15 protein-coding genes and 1 pseudogene are annotated in these 15,617 nt (G+C 73.5%); 10 read left to right on the top strand and 6 right to left on the bottom strand.

What is annotated here, in order from left to right; all coding sequences use genetic code 11:
* Positions 1-9 precede the first annotated feature (9 nt).
* Positions 10-1,389, top strand: coding sequence for a DUF1996 domain-containing protein (locus tag ACSHWO_RS05685; protein WP_438310287.1), 1,380 nt, complete (start codon positions 10-12; stop codon positions 1,387-1,389).
* A 162-nt stretch (positions 1,390-1,551) separates the two neighbouring features.
* Positions 1,552-2,475 carry an RNA polymerase sigma factor gene (locus ACSHWO_RS05680; RefSeq protein WP_361092708.1) on the top strand — a complete coding sequence of 308 codons (924 nt, stop codon included), beginning with the start codon at positions 1,552-1,554 and terminating at the stop codon, positions 2,473-2,475.
* Positions 2,476-2,601: 126 nt separating this feature from the next.
* On the opposite strand, the gene ACSHWO_RS05675 is transcribed toward ACSHWO_RS05680, so the two are convergent.
* Positions 2,602-3,924, bottom strand: coding sequence for a PucR family transcriptional regulator (locus tag ACSHWO_RS05675; protein ID WP_438310286.1), 1,323 nt, complete (start codon positions 3,922-3,924; stop codon positions 2,602-2,604).
* A 446-nt stretch (positions 3,925-4,370) separates the two neighbouring features.
* Between ACSHWO_RS05675 and ACSHWO_RS05670 the strand changes: the two genes are divergently transcribed.
* The 4 genes from ACSHWO_RS05670 to ACSHWO_RS05655 all read left to right on the top strand — a co-directional run bounded on the left by ACSHWO_RS05670 (position 4,371) and on the right by ACSHWO_RS05655 (position 8,751).
* On the top strand, positions 4,371-5,510 hold the full coding sequence (locus ACSHWO_RS05670; protein ID WP_438310285.1) for a hypothetical protein: 1,140 nt from the start codon (positions 4,371-4,373) through the stop codon (positions 5,508-5,510).
* Positions 5,507-6,949: an NADH-ubiquinone oxidoreductase-F iron-sulfur binding region domain-containing protein gene (locus ACSHWO_RS05665; RefSeq protein ID WP_361092717.1), complete on the top strand. Its 1,443-nt coding sequence runs from the start codon at positions 5,507-5,509 to the stop codon at positions 6,947-6,949. The genes ACSHWO_RS05670 and ACSHWO_RS05665 overlap by 4 nt, the downstream gene beginning before the upstream one ends.
* A gap of 155 nt (positions 6,950-7,104) precedes the next feature.
* Positions 7,105-8,163, top strand: a complete 1,059-nt coding sequence (locus tag ACSHWO_RS05660) for an SCO0930 family lipoprotein (protein ID WP_385846241.1) — start codon at positions 7,105-7,107, stop codon at positions 8,161-8,163.
* Between the two features lie 54 nt (positions 8,164-8,217).
* On the top strand, positions 8,218-8,751 hold the full coding sequence (locus ACSHWO_RS05655) for a hypothetical protein (RefSeq protein ID WP_438310284.1): 534 nt from the start codon (positions 8,218-8,220) through the stop codon (positions 8,749-8,751).
* 25 nt (positions 8,752-8,776) lie between these two features.
* Here the strand turns inward: ACSHWO_RS05655 and ACSHWO_RS05650 are convergent, their stop codons facing one another.
* The 4 genes and pseudogenes from ACSHWO_RS05650 to ACSHWO_RS05635 all read right to left on the bottom strand — a co-directional run bounded on the left by ACSHWO_RS05650 (position 8,777) and on the right by ACSHWO_RS05635 (position 10,680).
* Positions 8,777-9,112 (bottom strand): antibiotic biosynthesis monooxygenase family protein, encoded by a 336-nt coding sequence (locus tag ACSHWO_RS05650; protein ID WP_361092723.1) that lies wholly within the window; start codon positions 9,110-9,112, stop codon positions 8,777-8,779.
* An 86-nt stretch (positions 9,113-9,198) separates the two neighbouring features.
* Positions 9,199-9,549: an alpha/beta fold hydrolase gene (locus tag ACSHWO_RS05645; RefSeq protein WP_438310283.1), complete on the bottom strand. Its 351-nt coding sequence runs from the start codon at positions 9,547-9,549 to the stop codon at positions 9,199-9,201.
* 217 nt (positions 9,550-9,766) lie between these two features.
* Positions 9,767-9,994: pseudogene (locus ACSHWO_RS05640) on the bottom strand (alpha/beta fold hydrolase); the annotation flags it as partial.
* A 182-nt stretch (positions 9,995-10,176) separates the two neighbouring features.
* The gene (locus tag ACSHWO_RS05635) at positions 10,177-10,680 is read right to left on the bottom strand and encodes a DUF6463 family protein (protein ID WP_438310282.1); all 504 of its coding nucleotides are present in this window, start codon (positions 10,678-10,680) and stop codon (positions 10,177-10,179) included.
* Between the two features lie 401 nt (positions 10,681-11,081).
* On the opposite strand from ACSHWO_RS05635, the gene ACSHWO_RS05630 reads away from it, so the two are divergent.
* The 4 genes from ACSHWO_RS05630 to ACSHWO_RS05615 are packed head-to-tail and all read left to right on the top strand — an operon-like array spanning position 11,082 to position 14,328.
* Positions 11,082-11,660 carry a toxin gene (locus ACSHWO_RS05630; RefSeq protein ID WP_385846138.1) on the top strand — a complete coding sequence of 193 codons (579 nt, stop codon included), beginning with the start codon at positions 11,082-11,084 and terminating at the stop codon, positions 11,658-11,660.
* Positions 11,657-12,934, top strand: coding sequence for an MAB_1171c family putative transporter (locus ACSHWO_RS05625; RefSeq protein WP_438310281.1), 1,278 nt, complete (start codon positions 11,657-11,659; stop codon positions 12,932-12,934). Before ACSHWO_RS05630 ends, ACSHWO_RS05625 begins: the two co-directional genes overlap by 4 nt.
* Positions 12,931-13,812: a DNA-binding protein gene (locus ACSHWO_RS05620; RefSeq protein ID WP_438310280.1), complete on the top strand. Its 882-nt coding sequence runs from the start codon at positions 12,931-12,933 to the stop codon at positions 13,810-13,812. The genes ACSHWO_RS05625 and ACSHWO_RS05620 overlap by 4 nt, the downstream gene beginning before the upstream one ends.
* Before the next feature lie 54 nt (positions 13,813-13,866).
* Entirely contained in the window at positions 13,867-14,328 is a 462-nt protein-coding gene (locus ACSHWO_RS05615) for a DUF3574 domain-containing protein (RefSeq protein ID WP_385846147.1), read from the top strand.
* 37 nt (positions 14,329-14,365) lie between these two features.
* Here ACSHWO_RS05615 and ACSHWO_RS05610 read toward each other — a convergent pair whose 3' ends face one another.
* The gene (locus ACSHWO_RS05610; protein WP_385846150.1) at positions 14,366-15,505 is read right to left on the bottom strand and encodes an ABC transporter substrate-binding protein; all 1,140 of its coding nucleotides are present in this window, start codon (positions 15,503-15,505) and stop codon (positions 14,366-14,368) included.
* Positions 15,506-15,617: the final 112 nt, after the last annotated feature.

The raw sequence follows: 15,617 nt of genomic DNA, 5'->3' as shown, positions 1-15,617 counted from the left end.
AGTGATCGCATGAGCCAAAAGGGACACAAACGCCGTCTGCGCACGTCGCACAAGGTCCTCGTCATGATGTCCGCCCTCGCCCTGGGCGGCGGCGGGGTCCTGTTCGTGTCGCAAGGCGCCTTCGCCGGGCAGGACGGCCGCGCATCGGCGACGTCCACCATCGACTGCCCCGATGTGGGCGACAAGCTCAACAACGTTCCCCAACAGGCCAGGGGCGAGGTCGACAAGAACCTCGCACAGCTCGACACCCAGGTCGCCGACGCCTACGCCAAGCTCTCCTCGGGCGGGGCCAGGGCGGACGCCCTGCTCGGCGGCCTGAAGCAGCAGCGCAGCAAGACCATCTCCGCCATCGGTGACGCGCTCGGCAAGGCCGGCGCCCGGCAGCAGGGGCTGGAGGGCCTCAGCGGCTGCCAGATGCAGAAGGCCGCGGGCGCCGATCCGAAGGACGATCCGGCGGCCGCCGCGCAGGGGGCCGCCGCGAAGAACGGCGGTGCCCAGCAGGCCAAGGGCGGCCCTGCACGCAGCGACTTCGTCGCCATCGGCCAGGTCAAACCGAACGTCAACAAGCCGGCGGCCCGTGGGGGCGCGTCCAAGGGATCCTTCTCGGTGAGCTGCGGCCGCAACGAGAACGGCCACTTCAACCCCGACAACGTCATCGTCGCGCCGGGCGTCAGCAACGGTGCCCACCACATGCACGATTACGTGGGCAACCTGACCACCGACGCCTTCTCCACCAACAACAGCCTCGCGGCCTCCGGGACCACCTGCACCAACGGCGACCAGTCCACCTATTACTGGCCGGTGCTGCGCGTGCAGGACGGCCGGGCCGAACGCGACGCCAAGGCGCCCGGCGGCGGCCAGGACCTCAACGTCGGCACCATCCTGAAGCCCAAGCAGGTCACGATCGATTTCAAGGGCAGCCCCGTCTCCAAGGTCGAGGCCATGCCCCGCTTCATGCGGATCATCACGGGCGACGCCAAGGCCCTCACCAACGGCAACGGCAACGCCAACGCGTCGTGGAGCTGCACCGGCTTCGAGAACCGCCAGCTGAAGGACAAGTACCCGGTCTGCCCCAAGGGCAGTGACGTGGTCCGGACGTTCAACTTCCAGAGCTGCTGGGACGGGAAGAACATCGACAGCGCCAACCACCGCACCCACGTGGACTTCGCGAAGAAGGACGGCACCTGCAAGCCCGGCTTCAAGGCCATTCCGCAGCTGGTGCAGCGCATCGTCTACAGCGTGCAGCCCGGTCAGCGCATCGCCGTGGACAGCTTCCCCGAGCAGTTGCACAAGCCGGCGACCGACCACGGCGACTTCATCAACGTGATGTCGGACGGCCTGATGCAGCGCGCGGTGCGCTGCATCAACGACGGGCGCTCCTGCCGCTGACCCCCGGTCCCTCGGCGGCGGCGCTCACCCCTCCCACCTCCCCGGCGTCGCCCCGAGAGCGGTGCCGGCCCGAAGTTGGACTTCGGGCCGGCACCGCACGTCTGTCCGTGCCGCCGCCCGCAGGGGCCCGAGGGCCCCGGAACGTCTCCAGGAGTGCCCGCCATGCCCGGCTCCCGCCGTCCCACGGCCCTTCCGCAGTGCGCGGAGGGGCCTCTTGCCGTCCCCGCCCGCCCTTCCGCAGCCGAGTCACCGCCCCGGTTAACGCACCGGCCCGGGCCCGAAACCGCCGGCGACGACCGCGCGGCCGGGCGGTGCGAACCCTCCGACGGGGACCTGATCCGCCGGCTCCGCCAGGCGTACGCGTCCGGTACGGGCGCCCCCGAGGTCTGCGAGCTCCTCCACCGGCGGCACGGAGCAGCCGCCTTCGCGTGCGCGCGCCGCTGCTGCCGGGCCCCGCAGGACGCCGAGGACCTCGCCTCCGAGGCCTTCATCCGCACCCTCCAGGCCGTCCGTTCGGGAGCCGGGCCGCGCGACCACTGGCGCCCGTACCTGCTGACGGTGGTCCGCCACACCGCCATCGAGTGGCGGGCCGGGGCCGGGCGGACCGTCCTGACGCCCGACGTCGAGCCGTGGTGCCCGCCCGGGCAGGGCGGGGACGACCCGCAGCGCCGGATGCTGGAGCACGAGGACCGCAGGCTCGTCGCCCGCTCCTTCCACACGCTGCCCGAGCGGTGGAAGGCGGTGCTGTGGCACACCCTCGTCGAGGACGACTGCCCGCATCCCGTCCCCCTGCTGCTGGGGATCACCCCGAGCGCGGTGACCTCGCTGGCCTTCCGGGCCCGTGAGGGGCTGCGCGAGGCGTACCTGCGGGCGCACGTCGAGACCGCCACCACCGCCGACGGCCGCTGCCGCCGCTTCGGCAGCGTGCTCGGCGCGGCCGTCCGGCGCCGCGGGACGCCGCGCGGCGGCCGGAGCCTGGCCCGCCACCTGGCGGGGTGCCGGTCCTGCTCGCGGGCGTACGCCGAACTCCTCGACCTCAATGCCGCGTTGTGCCCCGCGGCCCCGCAGGCCGCCGCCGGCCGCTGACGCACCGCGGCCCCGGTTCCCTCGCGCCGTGCGGGCGGCGAGGGGACCGGGGCCGAAGGGGGTGTCGGGCCGGGCCGTGGCGGGACGCGGTGGAGGAGGCTCCGTCCCGTGCACGGCGAGCGGCTGCTACAGACCGTTGACGCGGGCCATCCGGTCCACGCCCAGAGAACCGAAATCGCTCGTGGCGGCGCGCGCCTTGCGCCCCACCCGTGAGTACTGGCGCCGCACCTGGGCGATCAGGCGGCGGCTTCGCAGGGCCATCTCCAGTTCGAAACGGGTCCGGGGGTCGCGCAGCCCCGGACCGAAGAGCTTCTCCAGTTGGCGCATGCGGTAGCGCACCGTCTGCGGGTGCACGCTCAGCGCCTTGGCGGCCTCGGGTGCCCCGCCGCCCTCCAGCCAGGCGAGCAGGGTCACTTCGAGCCGTTCGCTCTGGCGGGGTGTCAGATCGGCCAGTGGTCGCAGCCAGCGCGCGGCCAGTGCGTGGGCGAGCGGCTCGTCCTGCAGGAGCAGCAGGGTCGAGAGGTGGTCGTCGACGAAGAGGGGCCGCCCGTCGAGACCGGTGCGGTTCGGGGTGAGCGCCAGCAGTCGCAGCGCCCAGCGCAGGGAGTGGGAGGTGTCGCGGGGGGCGACCGGGTGGCCCACGGCGGCGAACCGGCCGCGCAGCAGGACCTCCAGGGAGGCGCGGGCGTCCGGGTCCTCCGGGCTGGGGACCAGCAGGCAGGGCTGGCCCCCGACCATGCCGGCGAGGGCGTCGTCCAGGGCGGCCGCGAGCTGCTGGGTCTCGCCCGGCGTGACCAGGGCGATGGCGCGGATCTCGGGGGGCAGCGGCCAGTTGGCCGCGCGGGCCAGCTCGGACAGGGCGATTTCAGCCATGGGCATGTCAGACGTAAGGGCGGAGAACAGCTCCCGCCGCGCCCGTTCGGAGGCGTTGCCCGTGCGGTGGTCGGACGGCACCACCGTCAGCGGGGCCGCGATCCTCCTGCGGCCCTGCTTCGGAATCCGGCCGTGGATCTCGGCCAGCACGGCCTCCTCCGGTTCCGGCTCCCGGGCGGGGGCCGGGTACCGGCCCCCGCCCGGGTCCTCGTACTCGTCGACGCGGCAGTCCTCGTCCAGGTCGGGATGTCCGGCCGCGGCGTCGTACGCGCCCGCACCGGGGGTCGACCGGGGCCGCTGGTCGGGGGCGGTGTCGTGCTCCGCCCGCGGTCCCTGGTCCTGTGTCACCGGCTCGCGGTATCCGAGGGCGGTGAGCAGGGCCGCCTCGAACTGCGCTCTGACCACCTCGTCGTCGAGGTCATCGACCAGTGCGGCGAAGCCGGGGATCCCGTCCCTCAGCTCCTCCACCATCCCGGACGCCAGCGCGGGCAGTTCCCTGCGCAGGACCCGGGTCCATTCGCCGCGGGGGCGGGCCCAGATACGGTTCAGCAGTTCGCACATTGTTACCTCGTTCATGCCGGGGTACGGCCTGTCCCATGGGGGTGTGAACAGGCCCGTCGAGTGGCCTCCCTCCCTCGTCCGCGCCTGGGCCGACTGAGGAGTTGAGCACTCGTACGCCCTCTCAGGAGAGGGTCATCCACTTGCGGTCCCGCGACTTTGCCTCGTTTTTGCCGACGGGGAGGTGTGGTGGCGGACAAGGCGTGACTCGGCTTCCACCACACCGTTGGAACGGAATCTTCCGGGGCCGGTCGGCAGGACGATGCCACACGCACAAGAACTTGTCACGATTCGATAAATCCTGTGGAGGCGTTGCAAAGGTCCACGATGCTTCTGCACTCCGGCCCCCCGCTCCCGGCCGGCGCGGTCCTCATCTCCGGCCCGCCGCGGAGCAGTTCCGTCGACTACCCCGGGCGCCGAGTGCGAAGTGGAGAGCCTCGGGCCCGGGCGTATGGGAGAACCCGATGCCCTTGTCCCAGACCCGCGCGCCCCGCTCCCACCGGGCACGCAGTACCAGACGCCGTGCCGACGCGGCCGCGGCCGCCGGCCGGCGTGCCCTGCGTCGGCCGCTCATGCTGTCCGCGGCCGGTGGTCTGCACCCCGCGGCGCTGGCCGCCGTCGCCCTCGCCGTCCTCCTCCTCCTGGGCGTGGCCGCCCGGGCGGGCGGGCTCACCAACCTGTGGGACTTCCTCGACTTCGGAGCGGGCGTCCTCTCGCTCGTCTCCCTCACCTCGGCCGTCCTGTGGGGCCTCGCGGCCACCGACCGACTCCTGTTCACCTCCGGCCTGCGGATCGTCGCCCAAGGGGTGCACCGCGGGCTCGCCGTCTCGGGCCTCGGCTTCCTCGCCCTGCACATCTGGATCAAGATCGCGGAGTCGCGGACCAGCGCCGTCAACGCCCTCATCCCCTTCACGGACGAGGAGCAGCCGGTACTGATCGGGCTCGGCAGCCTGGCCGGATACCTCTTCGTCAGCGTCGCCGTCTCCGGCGCGGTCCGCAGCGCGTTCGCCACCAAAGGGCGCTCCCTGTGGTGGCGGGCCCTGCACGTCGGCGCCTATCCGGCCTGGGGCGCGTCGCTGGTGCACGGCCTCCAGTCCGGCCGCGTCGCGGCCGGCTGGGTCACCGTCGCGTACGGGATGTGCCTCGTCGGCGTCGCCGGGGTACTCCTCATCCGGCTCCGCAGGAGGCTGCGCGCGGAGCGCGACAAGCCGGCCGCCGCACAGCCGCAGGCCGCGCCCCGCAGCGCCGGACCGGACCGCCCGCGTTCGAACGACGGGTTCCTGCGCAGGCCCGCGGAGTGGGCCGCCGAGCGCCTGACCGCGCGAATCGCCCGGCAAACGGACGGCAGCCCCGACGGCCCCCCGACGCGACCGCTCGCCGAGCAGCCCGCCGACCCGTACGCCGGCACCTTCGCCGACCCGGTGGCGGACCCGCTGCTCGCCTCCGCCACCGCACAGGGCGTTCCCTCGCAGCGGCCGCCGCTGCGACCCGTACCCGCGGCCCCGCCGTACGGTGAGGCCTCCACCTTCGGCACCCGCCGCTTCGACGTCTCCACCGACCGGCCCGGCGGCCGGCCCGCGGGCGGCGGACGGAGGCGGTCGTGACGGTGACCCCGGCCCTCGGCTGCGTGGGCCAGCCCCGGGTGCTGGCAGGACTCGACGCCCTGCCGCGCCTGGACCGGGAAGACCACCTCGTCGTACACGGGCCCGTGCCCTCGTACGGACCCGAGGAACTCGTCGAACTCGCCGAGGACATCGACCTGCGCGGCCGCGGGGGAGCCGGGTTCCCGTTCGCCCGCAAGCTGCGCGCCGTCATGCGCACCGCCCGCTCGCGCGACGGGCGCACCGCCCTCGTCATCAACGGCAGCGAGGGCGAGCCGAGCTGCCTCAAGGACAAGGCGATCCTGCTCAACTCCCCGCACCTGGTCATCGACGGGGCCCTGCTCGCCGCCTCCGCCATCGGCGCCGAGGACGTCGTCTTCGGCGTCACCCGGGACGACGTCGAACGGTCCCTGCGCACCGCCATCGCCGAACGGGGGGCCGGCAGCCTGGTGCGCGTCGCCATGCTGCCCGAGCGCTTCGTCACCGGCGAGGGCACCTCCATGATCAACGGCATCGAAGGCGGGCCCACGCTTCCGTCCGGGCAGAAGGTGCGGACCAGCGACCGGGGCCTCGGCGGGCTGCCGACCCTGCTGTCCAACACCGAGACGTACGCCCAACTCGCCATCGCCGCACGGATGGGCGCCGCCGGCTACCGCACCGCGGGCACCCCGACCGAGCCGGGCACCACCCTGCTCACGGTCGCAGGCTCGACCGTCCTCGAAGTGCCGCTCGGGACCTCACTGGCGTACGTCCTCGACCTGTGCGGCACCTCGCCGGGTCAGGGCGTCCTGATCGGCGGATACCACGGCAAGTTCCTGACCGCCCAGGCGGCCCGCAGCGTGCTGCTGTCCCGGCAGTCCCTGGCCACGGTCAAGGCCGTGCTCGGGGCCGGGGCGGTGCTGCCGCTACCGGAGGACACCTGCCCGGCGGGGGAGATCGCCCGGGTGGCCCGCTGGATGGCCGACGAAACCGCCGGCCAGTGCGGGCCGTGCTTCCGAGGGCTGCCCTCCCTCGCCTCCGCCCTGGAGGACGTGTGCACCGGGGGCGGCCGCGCCGCCCTGGACGCGATCGAGCTGCGCATGCAGGCGGTGCGCAAGCGCGGTGCCTGCAGCCATCCGGACGGCACCGCGAACTTCGTCGCCTCCGCACTCGCCACCTTCCCCGACGAACTGCGCGACCACGCCCTCGGCAGCGGCTGCGGACGCCGTGTCATCGGCTGCCTGGCGCTGCCCGACGACGACGAGAGCCCCGAACAGCTCGTCGTGGACTGGACCCTGTGCAGGGGCCACGGCCTGTGCGTGGACCTCCTGCCGGAGGTCGTGCGCCTCGACATCGACGGCTACCCGGACAAGGCCGTCATGCCGCTCCCGGGACGCCTGCGGCCGAAGGCCGCGCGCGCGGTGCGCCGCTGCCCCGCGCTCGCGCTGCGCATCCAGGAATGAGCCCGCCGCAACCCCGGGGCGGACACCCGGAGTTCAGGGATTAGCGGGATCTTACAAATTCCCGGTGATTTCAATTTCGGAGCCGCTGCAGGGTTTATGAATTACTCAGCAAGACAACCCCCCGGGACCAACCCGAAGGAGTGACCGTGAACAAGATGCGCCGCGTGACAACTGCCGGATCGGTGGCCGCCGTACTGTTGCTGGCGGCCGGCTGCGGCAGCGGCGGAAACGCCGCCGGCGGCGGGAATTCCGTACAGCCCGTAGGTGCCGGAAAGGCCCTGGCGGACGGGTACGGATCGGGGAGCGGGACGGGCGGGTACGGGGCGAACCCCGGACAGCTGAGCGGCTCCGGCGCCGGGGCGGACGCCGCCGCCAAGGGCAAGGGCGAGGCGGCGGGCCAGCTCGCCGTCCGGGAGATCGCGAACGTGGGCAGCGTCGTCACCGACAGCGGCGGCAACACCCTCTACCGCTTCGACAAGGACACCCCGCAGCCCCCCAAGTCCAACTGCGACGGGGGCTGCGCCACCACCTGGCCGCCGGTCCCCGCGGACGACGCGTCGGCCTCGGCCGGCATCGAGGCGGGTCTCCTCGGTGCGGTCACCCGCTCGGACGGCACCAAGCAGCTCACCCTCGCGGGCTGGCCCGTGTACCGGTACGCCAAGGACACGAAGGCGGGTGAGGCGAACGGCGAGGGCGTCGGCGGTACATGGCACGCACTGGCGCCGGACGGCAAGAAGGCGGTCGACAAGAAACAGAAGACGGGCGGTGATTCGGGAACGGACACAGGGTCGGGATCCGGTTCGGGAATGGGATCCGGATACGGTTCTGGCTCCGGATCGGGCGACCAGTCGGCGAAGAAGGAAACGGAACTCTCCGTGGCGGCGAACGAAAAGCTCGGCAAGATCCTGGTGGACGGCCAGTGGCGCACCCTCTACCGCTTCGACAAGGACAGCGCCTGGCCCATGAAGATCGGGTGCGTCGGCGCCTGCACGGACACCTGGAAGCCCGCCGCCCCCGTGGACAAGACGAAGGCCGTCGGCGTCAAGCCCGAGCTGATCGGCACGGTGAAGCGGCCGGACGGAACCGAGCAGCTGACGATCGACTGCTGGCCCGTCTACACCTTCACCGGGGACACCGAGCCCGGCCAGACGAACGGCCACAAGAAGCAGAACCTGTGGTTCGCCGTCACCGAGAACGGCAAGAAGGCCGCCTGACGGCGCGCCGGCAGTCCCCCCTCCCCCTCCACCAGAACCCCCTGTGAGGCAGCCGTGTCCCCGACCCCCCGCCACCTCGCCGCCTGCGCCGTCCTGCCGGTGCTGCTCCTGTGCGGCGGCTGCGCCGGCGGGGGCACGGCCGCGCCGCAGGGCTCCGGCGCGGAGGACCGGGCAGTCGCCGGCGCAGCCGCCACCGGCGCGGCCGGGGCGCCGGGCGCCAGTCCGTCCGCGAGTCCGTTGGGGAACACGTCCGCGAGCCCGTCCGCCCGCCCCGACTCCTTCCAGGAGATCGCCGCCGCGCTCGGCTGCACCCCCGAGGTCACCGTCGACGCGGAGGAGATCCGCGAGGGCGCGTGCGGGACGGGCCCGCAGGCGTACCGGATGGCGACCTTCACCACCGAGGAGGGCCGCAGCGCCTGGCTGGCGGAATCCCGCATGTACGGCGGGAACTACCTCGTCGGCCCCCGCTGGGTCGTCACCGCCGCCACGCCCGAGGCGCTCGGCCCCCTGCACGACAAACTGGGCGGCACCCTCGAATCGGGCGCCGCCCACGGTTCCACCCCCCACGAGGGCCACACCTCCCAGTGAGCCGCCCGGGGGCGCCCGGGCCCGACTACGCGCGCTTGTGGTGGGAGGTCACGTGGAAGAGGCGGGGCTGCACGTCCGTCGCGATGGCGGCCGCCTGGTCCATGTGGACCCGGGCCTCCGGGTTGGCGAGCATGGCACGGTAGTGCGTCTCGCTCTCCCACTGGGCGTAGTTGATGACGCGCTCGCCGTCCTGGCTGGCGTGGAAGTTGGCGCAGACGAAGCCCGGCTGGTGCTTCATCGTCTCCTCGGTGGCGTGCGTCAGCAGGGCGATCAGCTCCTGCTGGCGCTCCGGCGCGACGGTGAAGACGTTGATCAGGGTGGCGACGGGGCGACTGCTCTCGATGTTCGCGGTAACGGTCATGCCTTGATCGCTCCCCTTACGGACCCCGTCCAGTCGTCGAGGAGCCGCCCATCACCCGAAGGGGTGGGCACGGTGACCCGCACGGCCTACGGGTGCTGCGCGTCGCTCTCCACCCGGGAGAGGAACGACTCCAGGCCGGCCCGGTACCGCTCGGGCTCCTCGGCCGTCGACAGGTGCGCGCTCTCCTCGAAGACCCCCCACTGGGCCGCGCGGATCCCCTCCACCAGGGGCCGGACGACCGCCGGGGTGATCTCGTCGTACCGGCCCGTCGTGACCAGCACCGGCAGGTCGAGCTCCCCGAGGCGCTCGGTGACGTCCCAGTCCGCGAGCGTCCCCGTGATGTTCCACTCGGCGCCGAGCACGGCCCCGTACAGCTCCGCGTTGACGGCGGCGGAGGCCCGCGCCACGTGCTCCGGGAGCGGCGAGAGGCGGCACATCCAGAGCGTGAAGAACGAGGCCGCGGCCTCCTGGTACTCCGCGCTGTCGGTGGTCCCGGCCGCCTCGTGCCGGGCGAGGTCCCGCGCACCCCGGCCGGCAGCCGGTCCATGAGGCGCCGCACCTCGGAGGCGAGCAGCGGGACGCTCGCGCAGGTCCCGGCGAGGACCAGGCTCGCCAGGCCGGGCGGGCGCCGCAGCGCGTACTCGAGGCGAGCATGCCGCCCCAGGAGTGGCCGAAGAGGTGCACCCGGTCGAGCCCGAGCCCCTCGCGGACGGCGCCCACCTCCTCCACGAAGGTGTCCGGGGTCCACTCCGCCGGGTCGTCGAGGGGATCCGACCTCCCGCAGCCCGCCTGGTCGTAGTAGACGACGGTGCGCCCGGAGGAGGTCATGTCGTCCAGGTCCGTCAGGTAACCGTGCGGCACCCCCGGGCCGCCGTGCAGCACCAGCAGCGGCGGCCGCGTCCCCTCGGCGGGCCAGGGGCCGGCGATCCGGTACCAGGTGCGCCGGTCCCGGACGGACACGGTCCCTTCGCTGATCTCCACGACGCCTCCAGCCGCTCGGGGGGCCCCATCCTCGGCGCAGGCCGCTGCGCGCGCCCCCGCGACGCGCCGCCGCGGACCCCGGGCTACCCCCGGCCCGCCTCCGACCGGTCCGCCCCCGCGTCGCCCGCGCCCGGCCGGGCGGTCTGCGGCGGTGCCGCTCCCCGCCGCGCCGCCAGTACGACGAGCAGCGCGGCGGCGGTCCCCACGAAGTAGGGGGACGGCACCAGCAGGACACCGCCCAGCGCGCTCCACGCGGCGAGGCCCCAACCGACCCGGGCGGGCACCGTCACCCCGCGCCCGGCGAGGTGCCACATCAGGCAGCCCAGCACGATCAGCGGCACGGCGAAGCTCCCCGGCCCGGCCCAGAACGCGACCTTGGTCCGCAAGGCCTCCAGCGTCGGGTCGGTGCCACCGTCGGCGAGACCGAGCGGGACGGCAGCCCAGACGCCCCGGTCCACCCACCCGGCGATGTCCTCCCGGGCGGCGTAGGTCAGGAGGGCCAGGTGGCCCGTCCCCAGCCCGACCAGGATCCCGCTCGCCCAGCGGACCAGGCGCTTCCCGCTGTCACTGACCTCTGTCTCCGGCACGGCAGGGCCCCCTCAGTTCTATACGGCACCGTATAAGTGATGTGTACGGTAGCGCACAACTTGGCGTGGTCGATGAGGTGGGTGCTGCCGGCGCCCCCGGGCGCCCCGGGCGCCCCGGGCGCCCCCGGGCGCCCACGGCGATCCGGCCAATCCGTCCGCCCGCGGACGCCCGTGCGCCCGCCGGCCCCGGGCCGTCGACGGTGTCCCGGCCACCCCGGCCGCCTCCGTGAACCCGCGGGCATGTGAAGGGCGTACGGTCGCCCGCTCCGGAAATGCCGCACGCGGTGCGGGAATTCCGCCCGTACCGCCCGAAGTCCCCCTTGGCCGGATCGAACGCGCGCCCAGGGGTGCCGCGTTGCCGCTGTGGCATCATGGCCCGCGTCGTCTGCTCGGAGATGGGGATGAAGATACCTGGCGCAGGATTACCGACTTCGGAGGGCAGACTGCTCAGGCGCCGGCTCAAGCAGGTCCGCCGCACGTGCGAGACGCGGATCGCGGAGTGGGGCATCGAGCAGGGATTCGGCATCGACGAACTCCACCGGTATTTGTGCGCACGGCGCGGACGCCCGATCCATCTGATTCCCACCTCATTTCCGGACCGCCATCTCTTCGGCATCTGGCTGAAGTTGGACGAATTCGACATCGTCGCCTTCGAGAAGTCGGCGTCCCCGGCGCACAAGGAACACATCATCGCCCACGAACTCGCCCACATCGCCTTCGACCACCAGGGCCCGGTCCAGCTCGGCGGCCAGGACGATGCGGGCCGCCTGCTGTCCGACGTCGACCCGGCGGAGGTGCGCGGCCTGCTGATGCGCTCGCGCTACAGCGACGACGAGGAACAGGAGGCGGAGACCCTGGCCTCGCTGCTGCTGTCCCGCGCCAGCCAGCGCTGGGTGGAACCCGCCTGGAGCGCCCCCGCCGAAGCCGCCGACGTCGTGGCCCGCATCGAACTCGGCCTCGGCCGCACGGACCAGCCGTGACCGCGGTCTACACCGCCCTGGCGTGGATCTGCACCGCCGTCGGCCTCGCCGCCTTCGCCTACCGGCTGCCCGACCTGCGGCGCCGGCCCCGCGACACCGCCCTGTGGGCGCTGTGCGTCTACTTCCTCTGCTCCGGCGTCAGCTTCCTCGTCGACCTGGACCTGATCCGGCTGAAGATCTCCGCCTTCTTCGGCCTGCCGAACATCACCTCCCTGATCACCCAGGTCGCCGTGGTGGTCCTCACCGCCGCCCAGCAGGTCGTGCTCGTCCACTGGTCGGCGCCACCGGCCGAGGCCCGCCGCAGGAGCCGCCGCCGCGTGCTCTTCTTCGCCGCGGCGCTCGCCGCGCTGGTCGCGGCCTCGTTCCACGTCGGCCCGGTCGCCAAGTCCGAGACGGCCACCTCGACGATCCTGCTCAGCATCCAGGACGGCGGATACGCCCTCTACATGTCCGGCTACCTGCTGATCTGCGCCATCGGACAGTGGGAGACGGTACGGCTGTCCCTGCGCTTCACCCGCGTCGCCAACCGCCAGTGGCTCGTCGTCGGCATGCGCACGGTCACCGTCGGCGCCAGCCTCATCCTCGTCTACTGCGTCACCCGCGGCATCCAGATCGCCGGCACCCGGCTGCACTTCGACGGAGCCGCCCTCGACCCCGTGCAGTGGACCTGCGGCAGCGTCGGCGCCCTGCTCCAGGTCACCGGCTGGACCATCCCCTCCTGGGGCATCCACCTCACCCGGGCCAGCGGCTGGATCCGCAGCTACCGCGCCTACCTGCGACTCCGGCCGCTGTGGCAGGCCCTGCACCGGGCCACCCCCGACATCGCCCTCGACCCGCCCCGCTCCTGGCCGCGCGACCTGCTGCCGCCCCGCGACCCGCACTACAGCCTCTACCGCCGCGTGGTCGAGATCCGCGACGGCCAGCTGATGCTGCGGGCCTGCCTGCCCCAGGCCGAGTTCGCCCGGGCCGCCCGGGACCGCGGCCTGCCCGAGGACCCGACCACCCCCCTCGGCGAGGCCCTGCAACTGCGGGTCGCCGTGGACCGGCCGGCCGCCGCGCGCGCCGCCGAGCCGCCCGACACCGCCGACACGTCGGCCCGACCCCCGTACGAGGACTTCCGCGCCGAAGTGGCCTGGCTGACCGAGGTGGCCGCCGCCTTCCGCGCCCTCGGCAGCGGCGGCAGCGGCGCCGGCAGCGGCAGCGGCCACGGGACCGACGAGGGCACCGACACCGGCTCCGGTTCCGGTTCCGGTTCCCGGACCGTGGCCCGGTGAGCCGCGCCGCCCTCCGTGCGGTCGAGCGGCTCGTGGCCCTGGACGCCGAACACGGGGCCACGGCCGCGGTCCCCGCCGCCCGCGCCGCCGTACGGGAGTTCCCGGAACTGACCGCCGCCCCCGGCAGCCTGTCCGCCCGGCGCCGGGACCGCGACCGGCTGGCCGCCGTCGCCGAACTGTGCGAGGTCGTCGGCTGGATCCTGTTCGACGCCGGCCACTACGCCCCCGCCGGCGCCGCCAACCGGCGGGCGCTGCACCTCGCCCATCTCGCCGGGGACCACTGGACCGCCCGTCTCGTCCACCTCAACCACGCCATGCTCCAGACCCACACCGGCCGGGGCCGCGCCGCCCTCGACACCGTCTCCCGGGTGCCCGGCCGCCGCCCGCTGCCCGCCCGGGTCCACAGCCTCACCCTGATCCGCCGGGCCCACGCGACCGCCCTGCTCGGGGCCCGCCGCGAACCCCTCGACCTCATCGACCGGGCCCGCAGCCGCTTCCTCGACGGGATCTCCCGCCGCGACCCGCACTGGGCCTGGTGGATCGACGAGACCGAGCTGACCGGCCACCAGGGCTGGGTCCTGGCCCGGCTGGGCGACTGGGAGCGGGCCGTCCCGCTGCTGCACCGGGCGGCGACCGCCCCCGGACCCTCGTACCGGCACCTGTTCACGGCGCAGCTGCTGGCCGCTCTGGCCGGCGCCGGCGCATGGACCGACGCCGAGCAGCTCATCGCCGACCTCGCCCTCCGGGCCGCCGGCATCGGCTCGGCCCGCACCACCGAAACCCTCGGCAGGACGGCCGCAGCACTGTGCCGCACGGTCGGGGTCCCCCCGCGCCTGCGCGACGCGGCCGTCCACCTGCGGGCCGCACTGCCCGCCTGAGCACACCGCACCACCTTTCCAAGCCCCCCGACGCACAGATAAGGAAGCCCTGCCATGCGCCACATCCGGATCCCGATGTCCGCGGCCGTCGCCGTACTCGTCTCGGCCGTCTTCTTCGCCGCCTCCGGCGGCCCGGTCTCGGACGCCGCCCCGGCCGCACGCCAGGAGGCCGCGGTGGAGCGCGGCCTCCCGTACGTCTCCACCCACCTCTACTTCGGAACGGGCCGGCACGGCGGCCAGCCGCCCATCCCCGACGAGGAGTTCTCGAAGTTCGTCGCCGACGTGATCACCCCCCGCTTCCCGGCCGGCCTGACCCTCCAGGAGGCCAGAGGCCAGTGGCGCGACAAGGACGGCGACATCAACCGCGAGAAGTCCTGGGAGCTCACCGTCCTCTACCCGGTCGGCGAATCCCGCGCCCGGGACCGCGACATCGAGTACATCCGCTCCCTCTACTGCCGCACGTACGGCCTCGAATCCGTGGGCCGCGCCGACGCCCGCGTCCACGCCGACTTCTGACCCGCCCGCCGGGGGCAGGGGCAAGAGCCGGTCCCGGTCAGTCCTCGACGGCCTTCGCCCAGTTGCGGTTGACGGTCCGCCTCGCCTTCTCCGTCTGGGCCTCGGTCGGGAACGTCGGCGTGCCCTCGACGGTCGGCAGCTTGTCCGCTGCCGCCTTGTCGAGCGTGCCGTTCTTCTCCATGGCCTCCATGAGGACGGGGCGTGCGTAGCCGCCGAGCCTCAGGTTCTGGCCCTCCGGGCTGAAGGTGTACTCCTGCCACAGCCGTGCCGCCGCGGGGTGCGGGGCGTCCTTGTTCACCGCCTGGGCGTAGTACTGGGCGAAGCTGCCGTCGAAGGGGATGGCGGTCCGCCAGTCGATGCCCTTGCTGCGGAACTCGTCCGCGTACCAGAGGTTGAGGAAGTCCCAGTCGATGCTGATCGGGGTCTCGCCCTTCTCGATCGTCGCCGGGGTGGACTGGACCGGGATGAAGTTGCCCTTCTTCTTGAGCTCGGCGAAGAAGTCGATACCGGGCTGGATGTCGTCGAACGAACCCCCGTTGGCCAGGGCTGCCGCGTACACGCCGGCCAGGGCGGAGTTGGACATCGTCGGGTCGCCGTTGAGGGCGACCTTGCCCTTGTACTCCGGCTTGAGGAGGTCGGCGAAGGTCGCGGGGCAGGTCTCGACGCGCGCGGCGTCACAGCCGATCGAGACGTAGCCGCCGTAGTTGTTGGCCCAGCGGGCCCGCGGGTCCTTCTGCTCCTTGGGGATGTCGCCGTAGGCCGCGACCTCGTACGGAGCGAGCAGGCCCTGCCGGGCCGCGGGCTGTGCGAACGAGGTCCCGACGTCGATCACGTCGGGGGCCCGGCCGTCGCGCCGGTGCTCCTTCAGGGCGGCGATCTCGTCCTGGCTGCTGCCCTCGGGGTTCTCCACCGTGACCTTGATGCCGTACTTCTTCTCGAAGCCGTCGATCAGGGCGCCGTAGCCCGCCCAGTCGTCCGGGAGCGCGATCGCGTTGAGCGTCCCCTCCTTCTTCGCCGCCGCCGTCAGCGCTGCCATGCCGCCGGCGTCCGCCGCGGAGGTGGCCGCCGCGGGTGTCGCGGGGGTGGCGGCGGGCTCCTCCCCGCACGCGCCGAGGGGCGCCGCCACGAGGGCCAGCCAGACGGCGACGGAGGCTTTCCGGAGGCGGGGTGCGGGCACAAAGGCTCCATAACGGTCGCGTACCGATCAAGGCCAGCGTACGTTCGGCGGCCCCGGCAGTGCAGTTCCAGCCGGTGGTGTCCGCCGCCTTCCCCGCCGCTGCCGCGCCGTC

This window comes from Streptomyces pallidus (ex Mingjun et al. 2026), assembly GCF_051550185.1.
In the GTDB taxonomy this organism is placed as follows: domain Bacteria; phylum Actinomycetota; class Actinomycetes; order Streptomycetales; family Streptomycetaceae; genus Streptomyces.
The sequence above is the reverse complement of the archived record's forward strand: the minus strand, read 5'-3'. Positions and strand labels throughout refer to the sequence as shown.